This is a genomic window from Mesorhizobium sp. ES1-4 (assembly GCF_020164745.1).
Taxonomy (GTDB): Bacteria; Pseudomonadota; Alphaproteobacteria; order Rhizobiales; family Rhizobiaceae; genus Mesorhizobium.
In genome coordinates this window covers 233,682-249,849 of sequence record NZ_JAIUGV010000008.1, presented here as the reverse complement: position 1 = coordinate 249,849, position 16,168 = coordinate 233,682, and the positions used below count along the sequence as shown (strand labels likewise).

Here is a 16,168-nt window from a genome sequence, read left to right as displayed (position 1 = left end):
CTCATCCGTCTCGGCGCTGCGCGCCGATCCACCTTCTCCCACAAGAGGGAGAAGGAAGAACCGCGCTTACCCGCCGGCCTTCACCTTCTCGAACATCTTCGCCATATCGTCGTTCTGCTTCATCGGGCCGGTGAAGATGGTGCTTTTCAGCATGACTTCGGGGTCGGACGGCAGCTGCAGCTTTTCCAGTTCCTCCTTCGGCACGCCGGCGAAGGCGGTGCTGAGTGAACTGCCATAGCCGTAGGACTCGATAAGGAACTTGCCCGACTCGGCGTCCAGCCGGCTGTTGATGAAGTCGTAGGCGAGATCGACGTTCTTGGCGTCCTTGAGCATGACGAAGCCGCAGGCCCAGGTCAGCATGCCCTCCTTCGGCTTCATGAACTCGACCGGCACGCCCTGCTTCTTGAGCGAAGTGGCCGACGCGTTCCAGGTCATGGCGGCGACCAACTGGCCGCTGGCCAGCGCCTGTTCCACCGACGTCATGTCGGTGGTGTAGCTCGACAGCAGCGGCCGCTGTTCGCGCAGCTTTTCGGCGACCTTGTCCATCTGGTCCGCCGTCATGTCGAAGGGATTCACGCCGGCGAGCAGCGCCGCGACGATGGGCGTGTCGTGGACGGCGTCTATAGTCGCCATGCGGCCGGCATACTGCTTGTCCCACAGCATGTTCCAGCTCGCCTCCGGGTTCTTCACCAGATCGGTGCGATAGAGGATCGAGGTGTTGCCCCAGTCCCACGGCACCATCCAGACCTTGCCGTCACCGGCCTGCAAATCGGGCAGGTTCTTGAAAACCGGGAAGATCGAATCCCAGTTCTTGATGCGCTTGGTGTCGATCGGCTGCAGCAGGCCTTCCTTGTTCCAGCGTGCCACCTTGTCGTAGCAGGGATGCGCTATATCGGGGCGGAAGCCTGCCTTGACCTTGGTGAAGGCGTCGTCGTCGTCGCCAAAGATCGAGGCCTCGACGCCATCGGGATGGGCGGCAAGGAAGCTCTTGTTGAAGTCGGGCAACTCATAGCCCGACCAAGTGAAATATTGCAGCTTCTCGGCGGCCAGCGCCACGGTCGACGACAGTGCGAGCACCAGTGCGGCGAGGCCGGCCCTAGCCTTGTGTCCGGCTATCGATTTCAGGTGGAATGCCATTTTCGTTCTCCTCTTCTTTGTTGTGATCGGCGTTGTGGTCATGCTGGATTTGCAAGTGTCCGGCGCACCGCACCGAGCCCGCGATGGCGCAGGATCTCGGCGGTGCCGGCAATGATGAAAGATACGGCCAGGATCATCGTCCCTAGCGCCATGACGGTCGGCAGGGACCGGGGAAAGCGCAGTTGGCTCCAAATGTAGAGCGGCAGTGTCGGCTGCGTGCCGGCAAGGAAAAAGACGACGATGAATTCGTCGAAGGAGATCAGGAAGGCGAGCATGAAGGCCGACAGCACCGCGGGCAGGCTGAGCGGCAGCATGACGCGCCGGAACGTCGTCCAGTCGGAGGCGCCAAGGTCGAGGGCCGCCTCGCGAACCGTCTTGGGAATGGCGGCAAAGCGGCTACGCATGACGACCACCGTGGTCGGCAGCGCCACCAATATATGGCCGAGCACGATGGCGATACGCGACGGTCCGAGGCCGACGAGGTTGATCAGGATCAGCAGCGATATGCCGACGATGACGCCGGGAATGAGGATCGGCAGCCGCGCGATGGCGCTGATGGTGGCGGCCAAGGGCGAGCGGCCGTAGAGGTCCATGTAGGACACGGTGATGCCGCACAGCGTGGCGCCGGTGGCCGCGATGACGCCGATGACGAGACTGTTCAAGAGCGCGCCGGAGAGGGCCGAATTGCCATAGAGGGTCGCGTACCACTGAAGCGTGAAGCCCTGCAGCGGAAATGCCGCCTGGATGGAGTCGTTGAAGGAAAACAGCGGTATCAGCAGGATAGGCAGATAGAGAAACACCAGATAGGCAAGAACATAGAGGCCGAGCCAGCGGCCGTCTGGTTTCGCGGTGAAGCGTGCGACCTTCATGTGCGGCTGCCAAATCTGCGGTCGGCGCCGCGTGCGACCAGCACCACGACCAGGATCACCAGCATGACGCAGACCGACAGAGCCGCGCCGAATGGCCAGTCATTGGCCTTGCCGAACTGCGACTGGATAAGCGTGCCTATCATGGTGCTGGCCGGGCCGCCGACCATGGCCGGCGTGACATAGTCGCCCACGGTCGGCACGAAGACGACCAGAGCCGCGGCCAGGACGCCCGGCATCGAGTTCGGCAGCACGACACGGCGAAAGGACGTGAACGGCCGCGCTCCAAGGTCAGAAGCTGCCTCGATCAACGATTTCGGAATGGTCTCCAGCGCCACATAGATCGGCAGGATGGCGAAGGGCGCGTAGGCGTGGGCGAGCGTGACGACGACAGCGGCCGGAGTGTTGAGAAAAGCCAATGTCGGCTGGGACCAGATACCGCTTTCGATCAGCGCCGAATTCAAGACGCCATTATAGGCGAGCACGATCTTCCAGGCGAAGACGCGCAGCAGGTAGCTGGTCCAGAACGGCAGCGTCACCAGGAACAGGAGCAGGCCGCGACGACGCCCGGCGTAGAACGCAAGGTAGTAAGCAACGGGGTAGGCGGTGACGACCGTGGCCAGGGTGACCAGCGCGGCGATGACCAGCGAGCGCAGCGTCACCGTCCAATACAGCGGATCGAAAACCACGGCGGCGAAATTCGCCAGGCCGAAGCCGCTGCCCAGCAGCGAACCGTCATTGCCGCGGAAGGCAAGGAAAAGCACGAGGCCAAGCGCAAACAGGATCAGCAGGAAGGTGACCAGCGCCCCCGGCAGCAGCATGGCGAAGCGGAAGCCCGACGAAGACCGGGCCTCGGACATCTGTGCTGCAGCCGGGGTCGACATCGATCGGCTCACCCCAAGATTGAAATTGCCGAAGAGTTTTTCATATTCATGAAACTGTCAAGTGGAATCCCAAAGCTAGAACGGTTGTGACTGGCGTCAGAGGTTCATTGAACCACGTCGACGAGGCCTAAACGCCTCGCGTAAAAGACCCCCGCAAGTTTCATGTTCTTGAAAAGAACCAAGCCGGTTCTGACGGTGCCCGACGCGCCCCCGCTGCCGGAGAGCCGCAATTTCATGGGACGAAACAGCAGTTTGGATCACCCATTGAATGGGATAGACCTTTGGGCGGAATCCGGTGAAAGTGCCGCGCCGACCCGGCAAGTTCCACATTTCGACGATCAGAGGATCGCGCGCATGACGAACCCGACGCATCTGCCGACCGAGGGCCTTTTTGTCGGCCGCGCCAGGAGCAGCGCCGCCTCGCATCCCCTGGTGGTCACGGTGCGTGACGGCACCGTCTTCGACATCACGTCGAGCGGGGCGCCCACCGTGCGTGAGGTCTGCGAATTGGCCGATCCGGCCGGCCATGTGCGCTCGGCCAAGGGCACGCCAATCGGTTCACTCAACGATATCGCAGCCAACAGTTTCGAGGCCACGCGCGATCCGGCAAAACCCTATCTGCTTTCCCCGGTCGACCTGCAGGCGATCAAGGCATCCGGCGTCACCTTCGTCGTCAGCCTGCTCGAACGGGTGATCGAGGAACAGGCGCGCGGCTCGGCGGAAAAGGCCGACGCCATCCGCGCCGACATTGCCGGGCTGATCGGCCATGACCTGTCCAAGCTCAAGCCCGGCTCGCCCGAGGCGATGGAAATCAAGGCCAAGCTGATTTCGCGCGGCGCCTGGTCGCAGTATCTGGAAGTGGGCATCGGCCCCGACGCCGAGATCTTCACCAAGTGTCAGCCCATGGCCTCTGTCGGCTTCGGCGCCGATGTCGGCCTCCACCCGGAGTCGACCTGGAACAATCCGGAGCCGGAGATCGCCATGATCGCCGCCTCGAGCGGCAGGATCGTCGGCGCGACAATCGGCAACGATGTCAATCTGCGCGACGTCGAAGGGCGTTCGGCGCTGCTGCTCGGCAAGGCCAAGGACAACAACGCCTCCGCCTCCCTCGGCCCCTTCATCCGCCTGTTCGACGACGCGTTCTCGATCGATGACGTGAAGCGCGCCGTCGTGCGCCTGAAGGTCGAGGGCCAGGATGGATTCTCGCTGGAAGGCGCAAGCTCGATGGCCGAGATCAGCCGCTCGCCGGAGGAACTGGTCGCCGCCGCCATGGGACCGCACCACCAGTATCCGGACGGGCTGGCCCTCTATCTCGGCACCATGTTCGTGCCCTCGAAGGACCGCGGCGAAAAGGGCAAGGGCTTCACGCACAAGGTCGGCGACATCGTCACCATCTCGTCGGAGAAATTCGGCGCGCTGGTCAATCGCGTGCGGCTGTCGCCCGATTGCCCGCACTGGACCTACGGCGCCAGCCATTTGATGCGCGATCTCGCCAAGGCCGGCCTGCTCTGAGCGGTTCTTCAGGGGCCTTCACCCCAAATGACCGCCCGAACAAGGCCAGGACAGTTCGCCTGGCTGAGGCGGGGTGACAATCATCCGATGCCCTGAGAAAATCATCCCAACTGATGCGATCTGATGGGGTCGTTGATGGCGCCGCGTCATGCGCCAACTACATCTGCGGATGGAGGCTTGCCATCCGTCGAAAAAGGGAATGCTCTTAGGCATTCGATCGCGCTGGCAAAGGACGCAAATCCGGCTGAAGCCGGAACAAGGGACGGATCATCTTCAACCGGGAGGAAATCAAATGCTGACAAGACTGAGACTTGTGCTCTACGGCCTGCTGATCGCGCTGACGGTCCTACCCGCAGCCGCGCAGGCCAAGACGTTCTACTGGATTTCACATGGCGGGCCGGCCGACCCGGTCTGGACCTACTTCCTTGCCGGCGCCAAGCAATGGGCCAAGGACACCGGCAACACCGTCAACACCTCGTTCCACAATGGTGACGTCGCCTCGCAGCAGGAGGCGGTCCGCGCCGCCCTCTCCGCCAAGGCCGACGGCATCGTCACCACCAGTCCCGATCCGGGCAGCCTGGTCGAAATCGTCAAGGAAGCGCGCGCGGCCAACGTCCCGATCATCAACTTCAACACGCCCGATCCCAAGGCCAATTTCAACGCCTATGTCGGCGGCGACAACGTCACCTTCGGCAAGCACTGGGCGCAATATCTGGTCGACAAGGGCCTGGTGAAGAAGGGCGACTTCGTCTGGATGCCGGTCGAGATCCCCGGCGCCACCTACGGCGTGCAGGAAGAAGAAGGCATCAAGAGCGTCTTCGGCCCGCTCGGCATCACCTATGAGGTGACCGAGGCGACGCTCGATCAGGCCGAGGTGATCAACCGCATGGTGGACTACCTCACCGCCCACAAGGGTAAGGTCAACGCCATCATCGGCCTGGGCGACCTCGTCACCGGCTCGATCAAGCGCGTGTTCGACCAGGTCGGCGTCAAGCCGGGCGAAATCCCGGTCGTCGGCTGGGGCAACTCGCTCGACACCACCCAGGAAGTGCTGAACGGCTATGTCAACGCCGGTCAGTGGCAGGACCCGCAGGCGACCAGCTACGTCGCGCTGTCGCTCGCCAACATGGCGGCCAGCGGCATTCCTCCGGGCTTCAACGTCATCACCGGCGCGCTCTATGAGAAGGACACCGCCGGCGTCTACGACAAGATCCTGTCCGGAAAATAATCCCGCGATCCTGGCGCCGTGCATCCTCGCACGGCGCCAGATATCTTCCTGCGCCGCGACCTCTCCGCCCATTGCGGTGGCGGTCGCGGCCCGTTCCAAACATGTCGCGGGTTGCCTGTGGAAAATCATTCGCTCATCCAACGCCTGGTCGCGCGGCCGGAATTCGGACCCTTCGTTCTGCTTATCGCCGAGGTCGCCGTTTTCTGGGGCTTCAATCACGATTTCCTGTCACCGCAGAACATCTCGAACACGCTGGCCTTCACGGTCGAACTCGGCCTGATCGCGCTGGCGATGACGCTGTTGATGACGTCGGGCGAATTCGACCTCTCCGTCGGTTCGCTGTTCGGCTTCTCGCCGGTGCTGATGTGGACGCTGTTCAACGCCGGCGCCACCTCGCTGGAGATGGGCTTCGTCGTCGCTCTGGTGGTCGCCGCCTTGATCGGCCTGGTCAATGGCTGGTTCGTCACGCAGCTCAAGATCCCGTCGTTCCTGGTGACGCTCGGCATGCTGCTCGTGGTGCGCGGCAGCGCGCTTTTCATCACCGACGGGTTTCCGCAGCGAACCTGGAGCGCCGAAGGCAGCTGGCTGGCGCAAGCGCTGGTCGGCGACTTCTTCATCGGGCCGTTCCGCATATACATGTCGCTGTTCTGGTTCGTCGCCGCGGCCATCGCGCTCGGCTATGTGCTGACGCAAAGCCGGACTGGCAACTGGATCCAGGCGGCGGGCGGCAATCCCAGCGCGGCGCGCGCACGCGGCGTCAACGTCAACCGCGTCAAGGTCGGCCTGTTCGTGCTGTCTTCGGTCATGGCCTCGCTTGCCGGCGTCATCTCCTCGCTGCGCACATCCGCGGCCAATCCCAACAGCGGCACCGGCTACGAGCTCGAAGTGATCGCCATGGTGGTGATCGGCGGCACGGCGCTGACCGGCGGGCGCGGCACCATCATCGGCACCGTGCTCGGCATCCTGATCCTGCGCGTCATGCGCAACGGCATCGTGCTGATCGGCGTGCCGGGCCTTGCCTACAACATCTTCATCGGCGCGATCATCCTTGGCATGATGGCGCTGCATTCATGGCTGGAACGCCGGCACCAGGCGGGGACTTGAACCATGGCCGAGCCATTGATCCGCATGCGGAACATCCGCAAGTCCTATGGGCGGGTGCAGGCGCTGGTGGACGCCAACTTCCATGTCAACGAACGTGAGATCGTCGGCCTGCTGGGCGACAATGGCGCCGGCAAGTCGACGCTGATCAAGGTTCTCTCCGGCGCGGTGCCGCTGACCAGCGGCGACATCTTCATCCGCGGCAAGAAGGTCACCCTGCGCGACACCAGCGACGCCATCGCCCATGGCATCGAGACCATCTACCAGGACTCCGCCCTGGTCACGCAATTGTCGATCGCGCGCAACCTGTTCCTGGGGCGTGAACCGATCAAGCCGCCGCGCTTCCTCAACCGCATGGACCAGGACGCCATGAACACGGTAGCCCGCGACCTGCTCAAGCAGGTCGGCATCTCCAAGAACATCCCGCCGACGACGCCGATCGGCTCGCTTTCCGGCGGCGAGCGGCAAGCCGTCGCGATCGCGCGCGCCATGCATTTCGACAGCGACCTGATCATCCTCGACGAGCCGACCAACAATCTCGGCGTCGCCGAAACGCAAGGGGTCCTCAGTTTCGTGCGCAACGCACGTGATTCCGGCCACTCCTGCATCTTCATCGCGCACAACATCCACCATGTCTTCCAAGTGGTCGACCGCATCGTCGTCATGCGCAGGGGCAAAGTGGTCGCCGACGACATCGATCCGAAGACGACGACAGTGACGGAAGTCGAGCGCATCATCACCGGCATGTCGGACAAGGACATCCACGACGCCATCGCCGACGACGAGCCTGGGCGTTGAGAAGGGGCATCGGCGCATAGGGTCGCGGCATGAAGGCCACCGTCTTCGACATTGCCAGGAACTGCGGGCTGTCGACCGCCACGGTCGACAGGGTGCTCAACAATCGGCCCGGAGCGAGCGCCGCCAATAGGCAGCGCGTCATGGAGGCCGCCAAGCAGCTCGGCTATCTGCCGGTCGCCGGCCAGGTGACGCTTCCCTCCAAGCCCGCGAACCTCGAGTTCTTCCTGCCCATCGGCAGCAACGCCTTCATGCACGACCTGGCAAAGCATATCGAGAACTACGCCTCACGCCTGCCGCTGGTGGCGTCCTGCCGGATCCACAATCTTGCCGGCATCGCGCCCAATGCGCTGCAGACGGCGGTCGAAAAGCTGTCGTTGCGGGCCAATGGCGTCGGTGTCATCGCCGTCGATCATCCCAGGACACGCAACATCCTGCGCGACATGGTCGAGGCCGGCATCCGCCTGGTGACGTTGGTATCCGATATTCCGGCCGCCCCCCGCTCGGCCTATGTCGGGATCGACAATCGCGTGGCGGGACGGACGGCGGCACTTCTGATGGGACGCTTCCTCGGCGGCCGCGAGGGACAGTTGGCGATGGTCGTCGGCTCGCGTTCCTATCGCGGCCATGAGGAGCGCGAAATGGGCTTCCGCTCCGTTCTCGGCGAGGAGTTTCCCAACCTCGCCGTCAGCAGCGCCGTCGAGATCAACGACGAGCCGGATGCCAGCTATGCCGAGACCATGAAGGCGCTGCGCAATGAACCGGAACTGCTCGGCATCTATTGCGTCGGTGCCGGGCGCTCGGGCATTGCGAAAGCCATCCGGGAGGCGCGGCCCAACCGCAAGCCGGTGTTTATCTGCCACGACCTGACCAGGGAGACGCGCGGCTACCTCGTCGACGACCTTGTCGATGTCGTCATCGACCAGAACGCCAGGCTGATCGCCGAGCAGTCGGTGATTCAACTGCTCGGCTCGATCGCATCATCGGCGCCTTATCTGACGCGTAAATTCATCGAGCCCAGACTGATTTTCAGGGAAAACGTGCCGGTGCAGTGAGGTCGCGCTTACCGAATTGACGCTCCGCCATGGCGAATCTGCACAGCAGCTATGCACAATTCATCGTTGCCGAATCGTTGGGCAACTCGTAGCTTCTGGGTGTCGGCCATCTACTCCTCCCAGATGCGATGCCGGCCTTGAATGGGGTGCACCTCCTCCCGCGCCACATTCGAAATCGAGCCCGCTGCCACCTCCTCCCGGCAGCGGGCTTTTTTCGTTCTGGTCGCAAACGGGCGTGGCGCCGCCAAGACGCAAAGAGCGCCCGTTCCGGTATAGCGCAACGCCGTCGGGGCCGGCAGATGTCAGCCTGCCGCGGTGCCCCTGAAGGAAACGATCAGCCCCTCGGCCATACGCACGAACTGCGTGCTCGGCCCCTCGGTGCCCACGGTCTGCACGCTGACGCGCGCGCCCTCAAACAGCAGCGATAGCGTATCGGCGAGAAGTTCGGCCTGGCCGATGCCGGCATCCCGGCACAGCCCGACCAGGCGTTCGCGCTGGGCTTCCTTAAGTTCCTTGATGACACGTCTGGCCGGATGGTCCGGCTCGGTCAGTTCGGCCGCGGCATTGGCCATGTCGCAACCTCGGCCGTCAGCGTTGAGCATGGCGGCCGCCTTGCGGACCCAGGCGTGAAGCTGAGCAAGCTTGTCGCCGGGAAATTCGGCCTCGAAGGCCTCCCACATGGCGCCGGCCTTGGCCGCGTTGGCGCGCAGGCACTCGACGATGAGATCGTCCTTGGATTCGAAGTGACGATAGAGCGTCATCTTGTTCGTGCCGGCAGCCTCGGTGATCGCGTCGACGCCGACGCCCTTGATACCGTGCTTGTGGAACATGTCGCGTGCTGTCTCCAGAATCCGATCCCGGGGACGAGAGCGCTCCACGACGCCGTCTGTCATCATGATCTCCTTTCGTTTCCAAAAAACTCTCGGCCACCTCTTGACTAGGGTGTTACCGGTCTGTAACTTCCAGAATGTTACTTACTGGTAACACCTATAGCGTCCATCGTCAATAACAAGGTCGTGAGTTGGTCCTACCACATCGAGATGGACGAAAAGATTGCCAATCATGCGGCCTCGGCCGGTGAAGAGATGAAAAACGGTTCGCGAGCATGGCTGCGAATCGACAGACAAGGAGCCGGCCAATGCCACAGCGCCGCGATCTTACCATAGATGAAGCCGTCCGGGATCCGATGATCCGGCTGGTCATGAAAGCAGATGGGGTCGACCCCCGAGCCTTCGAGAACATGCTGCGCTCGCTTGCCGACGGGCAGCGTCGCGAGGTGCCGTTGCTGCGTTCACGGGAAGTGTCTCGTGACGGTCACGGCCAGTTGTCCAGGGTCGCCAGCGCCTTCGGGCGGGCGAGAGCGGCCGGAGAGGCGTGCGTGTCGTGGTAAACTTCTTCATCCATCGTCCGATCTTCGCCTCGGCGATCGCCATCATCATGGTGCTCGCCGGGACGATTTGTTATTTCCTGCTGCCGGTCTCGCAGTTTCCCGACATCACGCCACCCCAGGTCGTGGTCAGCGCCCACTATCCCGGCGCCAGCGCGCAAGTGGTGGCCGACACCGTGACGACGCCGCTGGAGCAGCAGATCAACGGCGTCCAAGGCATGACCTACATGTCGTCGACGAGCTCGAATGACGGCTCGTCGACCATCACCATCACCTTCGACGTCGGCTATTCCCTGAGCACCGCTGCTGTCGACGTGCAGAACCGTGTCTCGCAGGCGGCCTCGTCGCTGCCGGCAATCGTCAACCAGGGCGGCGTGACGATCAAGAAGCAGAACCCGAATTTCGTCCTCATCGTCAACCTGACCTCGCCAGACAAGTCTGTCGATCCGGTTGCGCTCTCCAACCTTGCCTATCTGCAGGTCGTCGACCCGCTGAAGCGACTGCAAGGCGTTGGCGACGTCCAGATCTTCGGCGAGCGGCGCTATTCGATGCGCATCTGGCTCGACCCGGACAAGCTCGCCAATCTCGGCATCACCGCGGTCGACGTCCAGAACGCCATCGCCGAACAAAACGTCCAGGTGGCGGCCGGCAAGATCGGCCAGTCGCCGGCGCCGGCCGGCACCGCCTTCGAGATGCAGGTCAACGCCGTCGGCCGGTTGAGCGACCCGAAGGAATTCGGCGATATCGTCGTGCGTGCCAACACCGATACGGGTTCGCTGGTGCGGCTGCGTGACGTCGCCCGTATCGAACTCGGCGCCCTGCAATATTCGTCCTCGGCCTTCTTCGGCAAGGACCCGACCGTCGTGCTGGCCGTCTACCAGATGCCCGGCTCCAACGCGCTCGATCTGCAACAGCGCGTCAAGGACAAGATGCAGGAACTGTCGGCCCGTTTTCCCAAGGGCGTCGATTATGCCATGCACTACGACACGACACGCTTCGTCTCGGCCTCGATGCATGACGTGCTGATCACGCTCGGCGAAGCCCTCGTGCTCGTCGTGGCGGTGGTGTTCATCTTCCTGCAGAGCTGGCGCACAACCATCATTCCGACCATCGCCATCCCGGTGTCGCTGGTGGCTACTCTCGTCATCATGGAGATGATGGGTTTCTCGCTCAACATGCTCTCGCTCCTCGGCATGGTTCTGGCAATCGGCCTTGTCGTTGACGATGCCATCGTCGTGGTCGAGAATGTCGAGCGGCAGCTCGAGGCCGGGCTGAAACCACTGGCGGCGACGAAAGCCGCCATGGCCGAGGTTACGGGCCCCATCATTGCCACCACCGCGGTGCTCATGGCCGTGTTCGTGCCGGTTGCCTTCATTCCCGGCGTCTCCGGAAAGCTCTACAACCAGTTCGCGCTGACAGTGGCGATCTCCGTCGGTATCTCGGCCTTCAATTCGCTGACGCTCAGCCCGGCGCTCAGTGCCGCCTTCCTGCGCCATCGCGGCGAGACGCAATTCTTCCTGTTCCGCTGGTTCAACACAGGCTTCGACAGGCTGTCGCATACCTATGCCAATGGCGTGCGCATCCTGATCCGGCTGCGCTGGATCATGCTCGGTCTGTTTGCGGCCGGCCTGGTCGCCACCTACTTCGTCTGGCAAAAGCTGCCCTCGACCTTCCTTCCGGTCGAGGACCAGGGATATTTCTTCGTCGTCATTCAGCTGCCCGACGGCGCTTCGCTGGAGCGCACCGACGCGGTGGCACAGAAGGCGCGCGACATCCTGCAGGCGACACCCGGCGTCGACATCGTCGGTTCGATCAGCGGCCTGAACTTCCTGACCAGCGCCGCGCAGTCGAACTCGGCGGTGGAGTTCGCCATCCTCAAGCCATGGGAGGAGCGTGGCCCCGACCAGAGTGCCTCGAAGCTCGTCGCCGACGTGCGCGGCAAGCTGCTGCAGATTCCGGAAGCCTTCGCGCTGTCCTTCGATCCGCCCTCCATCCCCGGCATCGGCACCACCGGTGGCTTCGAATTCGTCGTCGAGGACCTCACCGGTCGCGGCAGCACGGCCCTCAACGATGCCACGCAAGCGGTGATCGCGGAGGCACGCAAGCAGCCGGAAATCAATCCCCAACAGCTGTTCTCGCCGTTCTCGACCTCGACGCCGCAGTTCAACTACGACCTCGACCGCGCCAAGGCGAAGCTGCTCGGCCTCAACCTGCCCGACGTCTTCAACACGCTGCAGATCTATCTCGGCTCGCTCTACGTCAACGACTTCAACCTGTTCGGCCGAACCTTCCGGGTGACCATCCAGGCCGACAAGGATGCACGTGCGGGTGCCGCCGACATTTCGCGGCTTTACGTGCGCAACGCTTCCGGCGGGATGGTGCCGCTCAGCACGCTGGGCAAGCTGGTGCCGTTCGTCGGTCCGGAAACCGTGCCGCACTACAACAACAACGCCTCGGCCACCATCAATGGCGGCGCCGCGCCCGGCTACTCGTCGGGCCAGGCGGTCGCCGCCATGGAACGGGCCGCGGCGACCGCGCTGCCCAGGGACTTCGGTTTCGAATGGACCGGCATCACCTTCCAGGAGCTCAAGGCGGGGTCGATCGCGTCGGTGGTCTTTGCGCTGGCCATCGTCTTCGTCTTCCTGATCCTGGCGGCGCAGTACGAGAGCTGGGCGATGCCGTTCATGGTGCTGCTGGCGGTGCCGCTCGCTCTGTTCGGCGCGTTCGCCGCGCTCTGGGCGCGCGGCATGCAGATCGACGTCTATTCGCAGATCGGCTTCGTCATGCTGATCGGCCTGGCGGCCAAGAACGCCATTCTGATCGTCGAGTTCGCAAGACGGCGGCGCGAGGAAGGCCTCAGCATCGTCGAGGCGTCGATGGAGGCCGCGCGGCTGAGACTGCGGCCGATCCTGATGACCGCGTTCGCCTTCATCCTCGGCGTGGTACCGCTGATGATCGCCACCGGCGCGGGTGCGGCAAGCCGTCAGTCGATCGGCACCACCGTGTTTGGCGGCATGGTGGCGGCGACCATCCTGTCGCTGGTGTTCGTGCCGGTCTTCTACGCGGTCATCGAACAGTTGCGCGAACGGCGTGGCGGCGAAGAGCCCGCTTCTCAACACACTGAACCAACGGCCAACCCCGCCTACCCGCCCCTGGCGGAAGCGGCCGAATGAAATTGGAGACTGATCATGCGTAAATGGAAAATCGCGTTGGGAACCGCTGTCGCGCTGGGCGCGATCTCAGTGGCAAGCGTCCACCTGCTGGACATGGGCAACCTGCGGCTCAGCGCCGGCACGGCCGGAGCGGCGACGCCGGCTCCAGCCGCGTTCGTCATGCCGGTGCCGGTGGCGAACGTCGTCAAGAAGACGATCCCGATCTACCTCGATTATGCCGCGCGGATCGAGCCGATCCGCAGCATCACGCTGCAGGCGCGCGTCCCCGGCTACCTGCAGGAACAGACGGCGCAAGACGGCGCCGATGTGCGGCAGGGCGATCTGCTCTACAAAATCTCGCCCGACGACTTCCAGGCCGCGCTCGACCAGGCGAAGGCTCAGGTGCAGCGGGATACGGCGACACTCGATTATGCGCGGTCCAATCTCGGCCGCGGTACCGAACTCGCCAAGAGCGGTTACCTGGACAAGGACAGCTTCGACCAGCGCACCAGCACCTTGCGCGAGGCGCAGGCGTCGCTGGCGCTCAACCAGGCGGCCGTGCGCACGGCCGAGCTCAATCTGAGCTACGCGGAAATCCACGCACCGTTCGCCGGACGTCTGGGCCGCAACCAGGCTTCCGTGGGAACGCTGGTCAGCGTTGCCGGCACCGTGCTCAACACGCTGGTGCAACTCGATCCGATCTACGTCACCTTCAATCCGAGCGAGACGGATCTGGCGCAGATCGAGGAGGCGCGTGCCGCCGGCCCCATCGAGGTCGAGATCCTGCTTCCGGGTGAGACCGAAGCCCACCAGAAGGGCGAACTCACCTTCATCGACAACACGATCGACCATTCGACCGGTACGATCACCGCGCGCGCCACCATCGGCAACGCCAAGTTCACGCTCTTGCCTGGCCAGTATGTTCGGGTGCGGCTGCACGTCAAACAACAGCCGGATGCGCTGATGGTGCCGCAGGTCGCGCTCGGGTCAAGCCAGCTCGGCAAATATCTCTACGTCGTCGGCAAGGGCAATACGGTCGACCAGCGGCTGGTTTCACTGGGGCCGACCAGCGGCGACATGGTCGCCATCCTCAGCGGCGTCAGCGAAGGCGACCAGGTGATCACAGGCAATCTGCAGAAGATCGGCCCCGGAATGCCGATTTCTCCCCTTCCACAGAAACCGGCTACCTGACTCCCCCGCAGGCCCGGTTTCCGCGCGGCGCCCCCGACCTTTTCTCAGGTCGAGGGCGCCGTTTTCACGAGCAGGCCGACCAGAGCGGCGACATCGGCGCGGTCGGCCTTTGCCGGCGGCATGAAGGCGCAATAGGGGTGTCCCAGGCGCACCGAGACGGAAGAAAGCGCAATCAGGCGGCCCGCATCCAGGTCCGCCTGCGCCACCACCCGCTGTCCAAGGGCAATGCCAAGGCCCAACCGCGCCGAGCTTATCGCCAGGCTCGACAGGCCGACGCGGCGCCCATGCGACGGATCGGGCGAGCGGCTGCCGCCGCACGCCGCGAACCAATCGGCCCAGGTCGGATGCGAGGCATAGTTCGGTCCCCAGTTGGTGTGGATGAACAGGCTCTCGTGAAAATCGACGAGGCTCGCATCGTCGTTGCCGTGCCGCCGCCAGAATTCCGGCGCGCAGACCGGCAGGACATCATCATGGACTAGGCGGACCATCCGCAGGCCGGGATAGTGGTAGTCGCCATAGCTGATGCGCACGTCGACATTCCAGCGCATCAGGTCGATGGGATCATCCTCGGCGCGCACGTCGATCGCCATGTGCGGGAAGGCATCGAGAAGCACGGCCAGTCTCGGCGCCAACCAGAACTCGGCCAGAGAAAACGGGACGCTGACGACAAAGGCGCGTCCGCAAGCCGCCCTCCAGCATGCGCTGGCCGATGGCGGCGATATCGCCAAGCGCCCGCGCGGTCTGCGGATAGATGGCGTGGCCGGCGTCCGTCAGCGTGATGCGGTTGCCCGTGCGCACGAACAACTGCTTGCCGAACCAGGTCTCGAGGTTGCGAATCTGCTGGCTGACCGCCGCTGAGGAGACGCCAAGCTCGCTGGCGGCTAAGGTGAAGCTGCCGGCGCGGGCGGCGACCTCGAACGCCTTGATCGCATTCAGCGGCGGCAACCTTTCCATCTCCACCTCCATTAAGTTTTTCTTGCCCATTCCTAATAATTTTCCGCGTTGAGAGAAAGAATTTTTTGCCGTCCTATGTGCCCAACCGATGGAGCACGCGACATGAAAGACATTCTCGATCTCGACCGTTATCCGCTCGACCGTGAAGGCAGCCCCGAATGGAACCGCCTCGTCGAGCAGTCGCTCGCCGCACTCGAAGCCGACGGCATGTTCAATCTCGAAGGTTTCTTAAGGCCCGGCGTCGCCGAACAAGCGGTGCGGGAAATCAAGCCGGTCATGGACTCACGGTCCCATGTCCACAAGCGCATGCACAACATCTACTTCAAGCCCAGCATTCCCGAACTCGCGCCTGGCCACCCCGCGCTACGCCAGGTCGAAACCATCAGCCACACTGTCTGCGCCGACCAGATTGCGGGCAGCACGGTGATGGCAATCTACGAATACGAACCGCTCGTGCGTTTCCTCGCGGCCACGATGGGGAAGGCAAAGCTGCACGTCATGCAAGATCCGCTGGCCCGCGCCAATGTCATGGCCTATCGCGCCGGCGAAGCGCTGAACTGGCACTTCGACCGCTCGGAATTCACGACGACCTTGCTGCTGCAGCAGGCGCAACGCGGCGGCGACCTCGAATACCGCACCGATCTCAGGTCGGATGACAACCCGAATTACGAGGGCGTCGCCCGGCTGCTCGAAGGGCGTGACCCCGACGCCAGGATCCTGCGCATGAAACCGGGTACGCTGAACGTGTTTCGCGGCAAGAACACCGCGCACCGCGTCACCACGGTCGAGGGCGAACGCGAACGCATGATCGCGGTGTTCTCCTACTATGAAAGGCCGGGTGTGATGTTCAGCGAAGAGGAGCGCGTCGGCTTCTATGGCCGCGCGGCCTGATCTGACCCACTCGCA

General features: G+C 63.5%; 15 protein-coding genes. 9 read left to right on the top strand and 6 right to left on the bottom strand.

Features of this window, described 5'->3' with window-relative positions; all coding sequences use genetic code 11:
* Nucleotides 1-66: 66 nt before the first annotated feature.
* Genes LB556_RS17510 through LB556_RS17500 form a run of 3 tightly spaced genes read right to left on the bottom strand, consistent with a single transcriptional unit; the run spans nucleotide 67 to nucleotide 2,887 of the window.
* Complete coding sequence (locus LB556_RS17510) at nucleotides 67-1,137, bottom strand: ABC transporter substrate-binding protein (protein ID WP_224568978.1); 1,071 nt, start codon at nucleotides 1,135-1,137, stop codon at nucleotides 67-69.
* Nucleotides 1,138-1,175: 38 nt separating this feature from the next.
* The gene (locus tag LB556_RS17505) at nucleotides 1,176-2,006 is read right to left on the bottom strand and encodes an ABC transporter permease (protein WP_224568977.1); all 831 of its coding nucleotides are present in this window, start codon (nucleotides 2,004-2,006) and stop codon (nucleotides 1,176-1,178) included.
* Nucleotides 2,003-2,887 carry an ABC transporter permease gene (locus LB556_RS17500; RefSeq protein WP_224568976.1) on the bottom strand — a complete coding sequence of 295 codons (885 nt, stop codon included), beginning with the start codon at nucleotides 2,885-2,887 and terminating at the stop codon, nucleotides 2,003-2,005. The genes LB556_RS17505 and LB556_RS17500 overlap by 4 nt, the downstream gene beginning before the upstream one ends.
* Nucleotides 2,888-3,241: 354 nt before the next feature.
* On the opposite strand from LB556_RS17500, the gene LB556_RS17495 reads away from it, so the two are divergent.
* From LB556_RS17495 to LB556_RS17475, 5 genes are all read left to right on the top strand, one after another.
* Nucleotides 3,242-4,399: a fumarylacetoacetate hydrolase family protein gene (locus LB556_RS17495; RefSeq protein ID WP_224568975.1), complete on the top strand. Its 1,158-nt coding sequence runs from the start codon at nucleotides 3,242-3,244 to the stop codon at nucleotides 4,397-4,399.
* 292 nt (nucleotides 4,400-4,691) lie between these two features.
* On the top strand, nucleotides 4,692-5,627 hold the full coding sequence (locus LB556_RS17490) for a substrate-binding domain-containing protein (protein WP_224568974.1): 936 nt from the start codon (nucleotides 4,692-4,694) through the stop codon (nucleotides 5,625-5,627).
* Nucleotides 5,628-5,744: 117 nt separating this feature from the next.
* Nucleotides 5,745-6,731, top strand: coding sequence for an ABC transporter permease (locus LB556_RS17485; RefSeq protein ID WP_224568973.1), 987 nt, complete (start codon nucleotides 5,745-5,747; stop codon nucleotides 6,729-6,731).
* Nucleotides 6,732-6,734: 3 nt separating this feature from the next.
* The gene (locus LB556_RS17480; protein ID WP_224568972.1) at nucleotides 6,735-7,526 is read left to right on the top strand and encodes an ATP-binding cassette domain-containing protein; all 792 of its coding nucleotides are present in this window, start codon (nucleotides 6,735-6,737) and stop codon (nucleotides 7,524-7,526) included.
* Nucleotides 7,527-7,555: 29 nt separating this feature from the next.
* Nucleotides 7,556-8,578: a LacI family DNA-binding transcriptional regulator gene (locus tag LB556_RS17475; RefSeq protein WP_224568971.1), complete on the top strand. Its 1,023-nt coding sequence runs from the start codon at nucleotides 7,556-7,558 to the stop codon at nucleotides 8,576-8,578.
* Between the two features lie 302 nt (nucleotides 8,579-8,880).
* Here the strand turns inward: LB556_RS17475 and LB556_RS17470 are convergent, their stop codons facing one another.
* Complete coding sequence (locus LB556_RS17470; RefSeq protein WP_140733719.1) at nucleotides 8,881-9,471, bottom strand: TetR/AcrR family transcriptional regulator; 591 nt, start codon at nucleotides 9,469-9,471, stop codon at nucleotides 8,881-8,883.
* Between the two features lie 245 nt (nucleotides 9,472-9,716).
* Between LB556_RS17470 and LB556_RS17465 the strand changes: the two genes are divergently transcribed.
* Genes LB556_RS17465 through LB556_RS17455 form a run of 3 tightly spaced genes read left to right on the top strand, consistent with a single transcriptional unit; the run spans nucleotide 9,717 to nucleotide 14,308 of the window.
* Nucleotides 9,717-9,968 (top strand): hypothetical protein, encoded by a 252-nt coding sequence (locus LB556_RS17465; protein ID WP_224568970.1) that lies wholly within the window; start codon nucleotides 9,717-9,719, stop codon nucleotides 9,966-9,968.
* Nucleotides 9,962-13,138 (top strand): efflux RND transporter permease subunit, encoded by a 3,177-nt coding sequence (locus tag LB556_RS17460; protein ID WP_224569091.1) that lies wholly within the window; start codon nucleotides 9,962-9,964, stop codon nucleotides 13,136-13,138. Before LB556_RS17465 ends, LB556_RS17460 begins: the two co-directional genes overlap by 7 nt.
* A 15-nt stretch (nucleotides 13,139-13,153) precedes the next feature.
* Entirely contained in the window at nucleotides 13,154-14,308 is a 1,155-nt protein-coding gene (locus LB556_RS17455; protein ID WP_224568969.1) for an efflux RND transporter periplasmic adaptor subunit, read from the top strand.
* 44 nt (nucleotides 14,309-14,352) lie between these two features.
* On the opposite strand, the gene LB556_RS17450 is transcribed toward LB556_RS17455, so the two are convergent.
* Both LB556_RS17450 and LB556_RS17445 read right to left on the bottom strand, forming a co-directional pair.
* Nucleotides 14,353-14,940, bottom strand: a complete 588-nt coding sequence (locus tag LB556_RS17450) for a LysR substrate-binding domain-containing protein (RefSeq protein WP_263485324.1) — start codon at nucleotides 14,938-14,940, stop codon at nucleotides 14,353-14,355.
* A complete protein-coding gene (locus tag LB556_RS17445) occupies nucleotides 14,870-15,292 on the bottom strand; it encodes a LysR family transcriptional regulator (protein ID WP_224568968.1) in 423 nt (140 codons plus the stop codon). The genes LB556_RS17450 and LB556_RS17445 overlap by 71 nt, the downstream gene beginning before the upstream one ends.
* Nucleotides 15,293-15,364: 72 nt before the next feature.
* On the opposite strand from LB556_RS17445, the gene LB556_RS17440 reads away from it, so the two are divergent.
* Nucleotides 15,365-16,153, top strand: a complete 789-nt coding sequence (locus tag LB556_RS17440) for a 2OG-Fe(II) oxygenase (RefSeq protein ID WP_224568967.1) — start codon at nucleotides 15,365-15,367, stop codon at nucleotides 16,151-16,153.
* The last annotated feature ends 15 nt before the right edge of the window (nucleotides 16,154-16,168 follow it).

Excerpts from the sequence above, each read along its gene's own strand:
- LB556_RS17480 (WP_224568972.1), top strand. The coding sequence starts at position 6,735 with ATGGCCGAGCCATTGATCCGCATGCGGAACATCCGCAAGTCCTATGGG.
- LB556_RS17455 (WP_224568969.1), top strand. The coding sequence starts at position 13,154 with ATGCGTAAATGGAAAATCGCGTTGGGAACCGCTGTCGCGCTGGGCGCG.
- LB556_RS17490 (WP_224568974.1), top strand. The coding sequence starts at position 4,692 with ATGCTGACAAGACTGAGACTTGTGCTCTACGGCCTGCTGATCGCGCTG.
- LB556_RS17500 (WP_224568976.1), bottom strand. The coding sequence starts at position 2,887 with ATGTCGACCCCGGCTGCAGCACAGATGTCCGAGGCCCGGTCTTCGTCG.
- LB556_RS17495 (WP_224568975.1), top strand. The coding sequence starts at position 3,242 with ATGACGAACCCGACGCATCTGCCGACCGAGGGCCTTTTTGTCGGCCGC.
- LB556_RS17470 (WP_140733719.1), bottom strand. The coding sequence starts at position 9,471 with ATGACAGACGGCGTCGTGGAGCGCTCTCGTCCCCGGGATCGGATTCTG.
- LB556_RS17505 (WP_224568977.1), bottom strand. The coding sequence starts at position 2,006 with ATGAAGGTCGCACGCTTCACCGCGAAACCAGACGGCCGCTGGCTCGGC.
- LB556_RS17445 (WP_224568968.1), bottom strand. The coding sequence starts at position 15,292 with ATGGGCAAGAAAAACTTAATGGAGGTGGAGATGGAAAGGTTGCCGCCG.
- LB556_RS17440 (WP_224568967.1), top strand. The coding sequence starts at position 15,365 with ATGAAAGACATTCTCGATCTCGACCGTTATCCGCTCGACCGTGAAGGC.
- LB556_RS17510 (WP_224568978.1), bottom strand. The coding sequence starts at position 1,137 with ATGGCATTCCACCTGAAATCGATAGCCGGACACAAGGCTAGGGCCGGC.
- LB556_RS17465 (WP_224568970.1), top strand. The coding sequence starts at position 9,717 with ATGCCACAGCGCCGCGATCTTACCATAGATGAAGCCGTCCGGGATCCG.
- LB556_RS17475 (WP_224568971.1), top strand. The coding sequence starts at position 7,556 with ATGAAGGCCACCGTCTTCGACATTGCCAGGAACTGCGGGCTGTCGACC.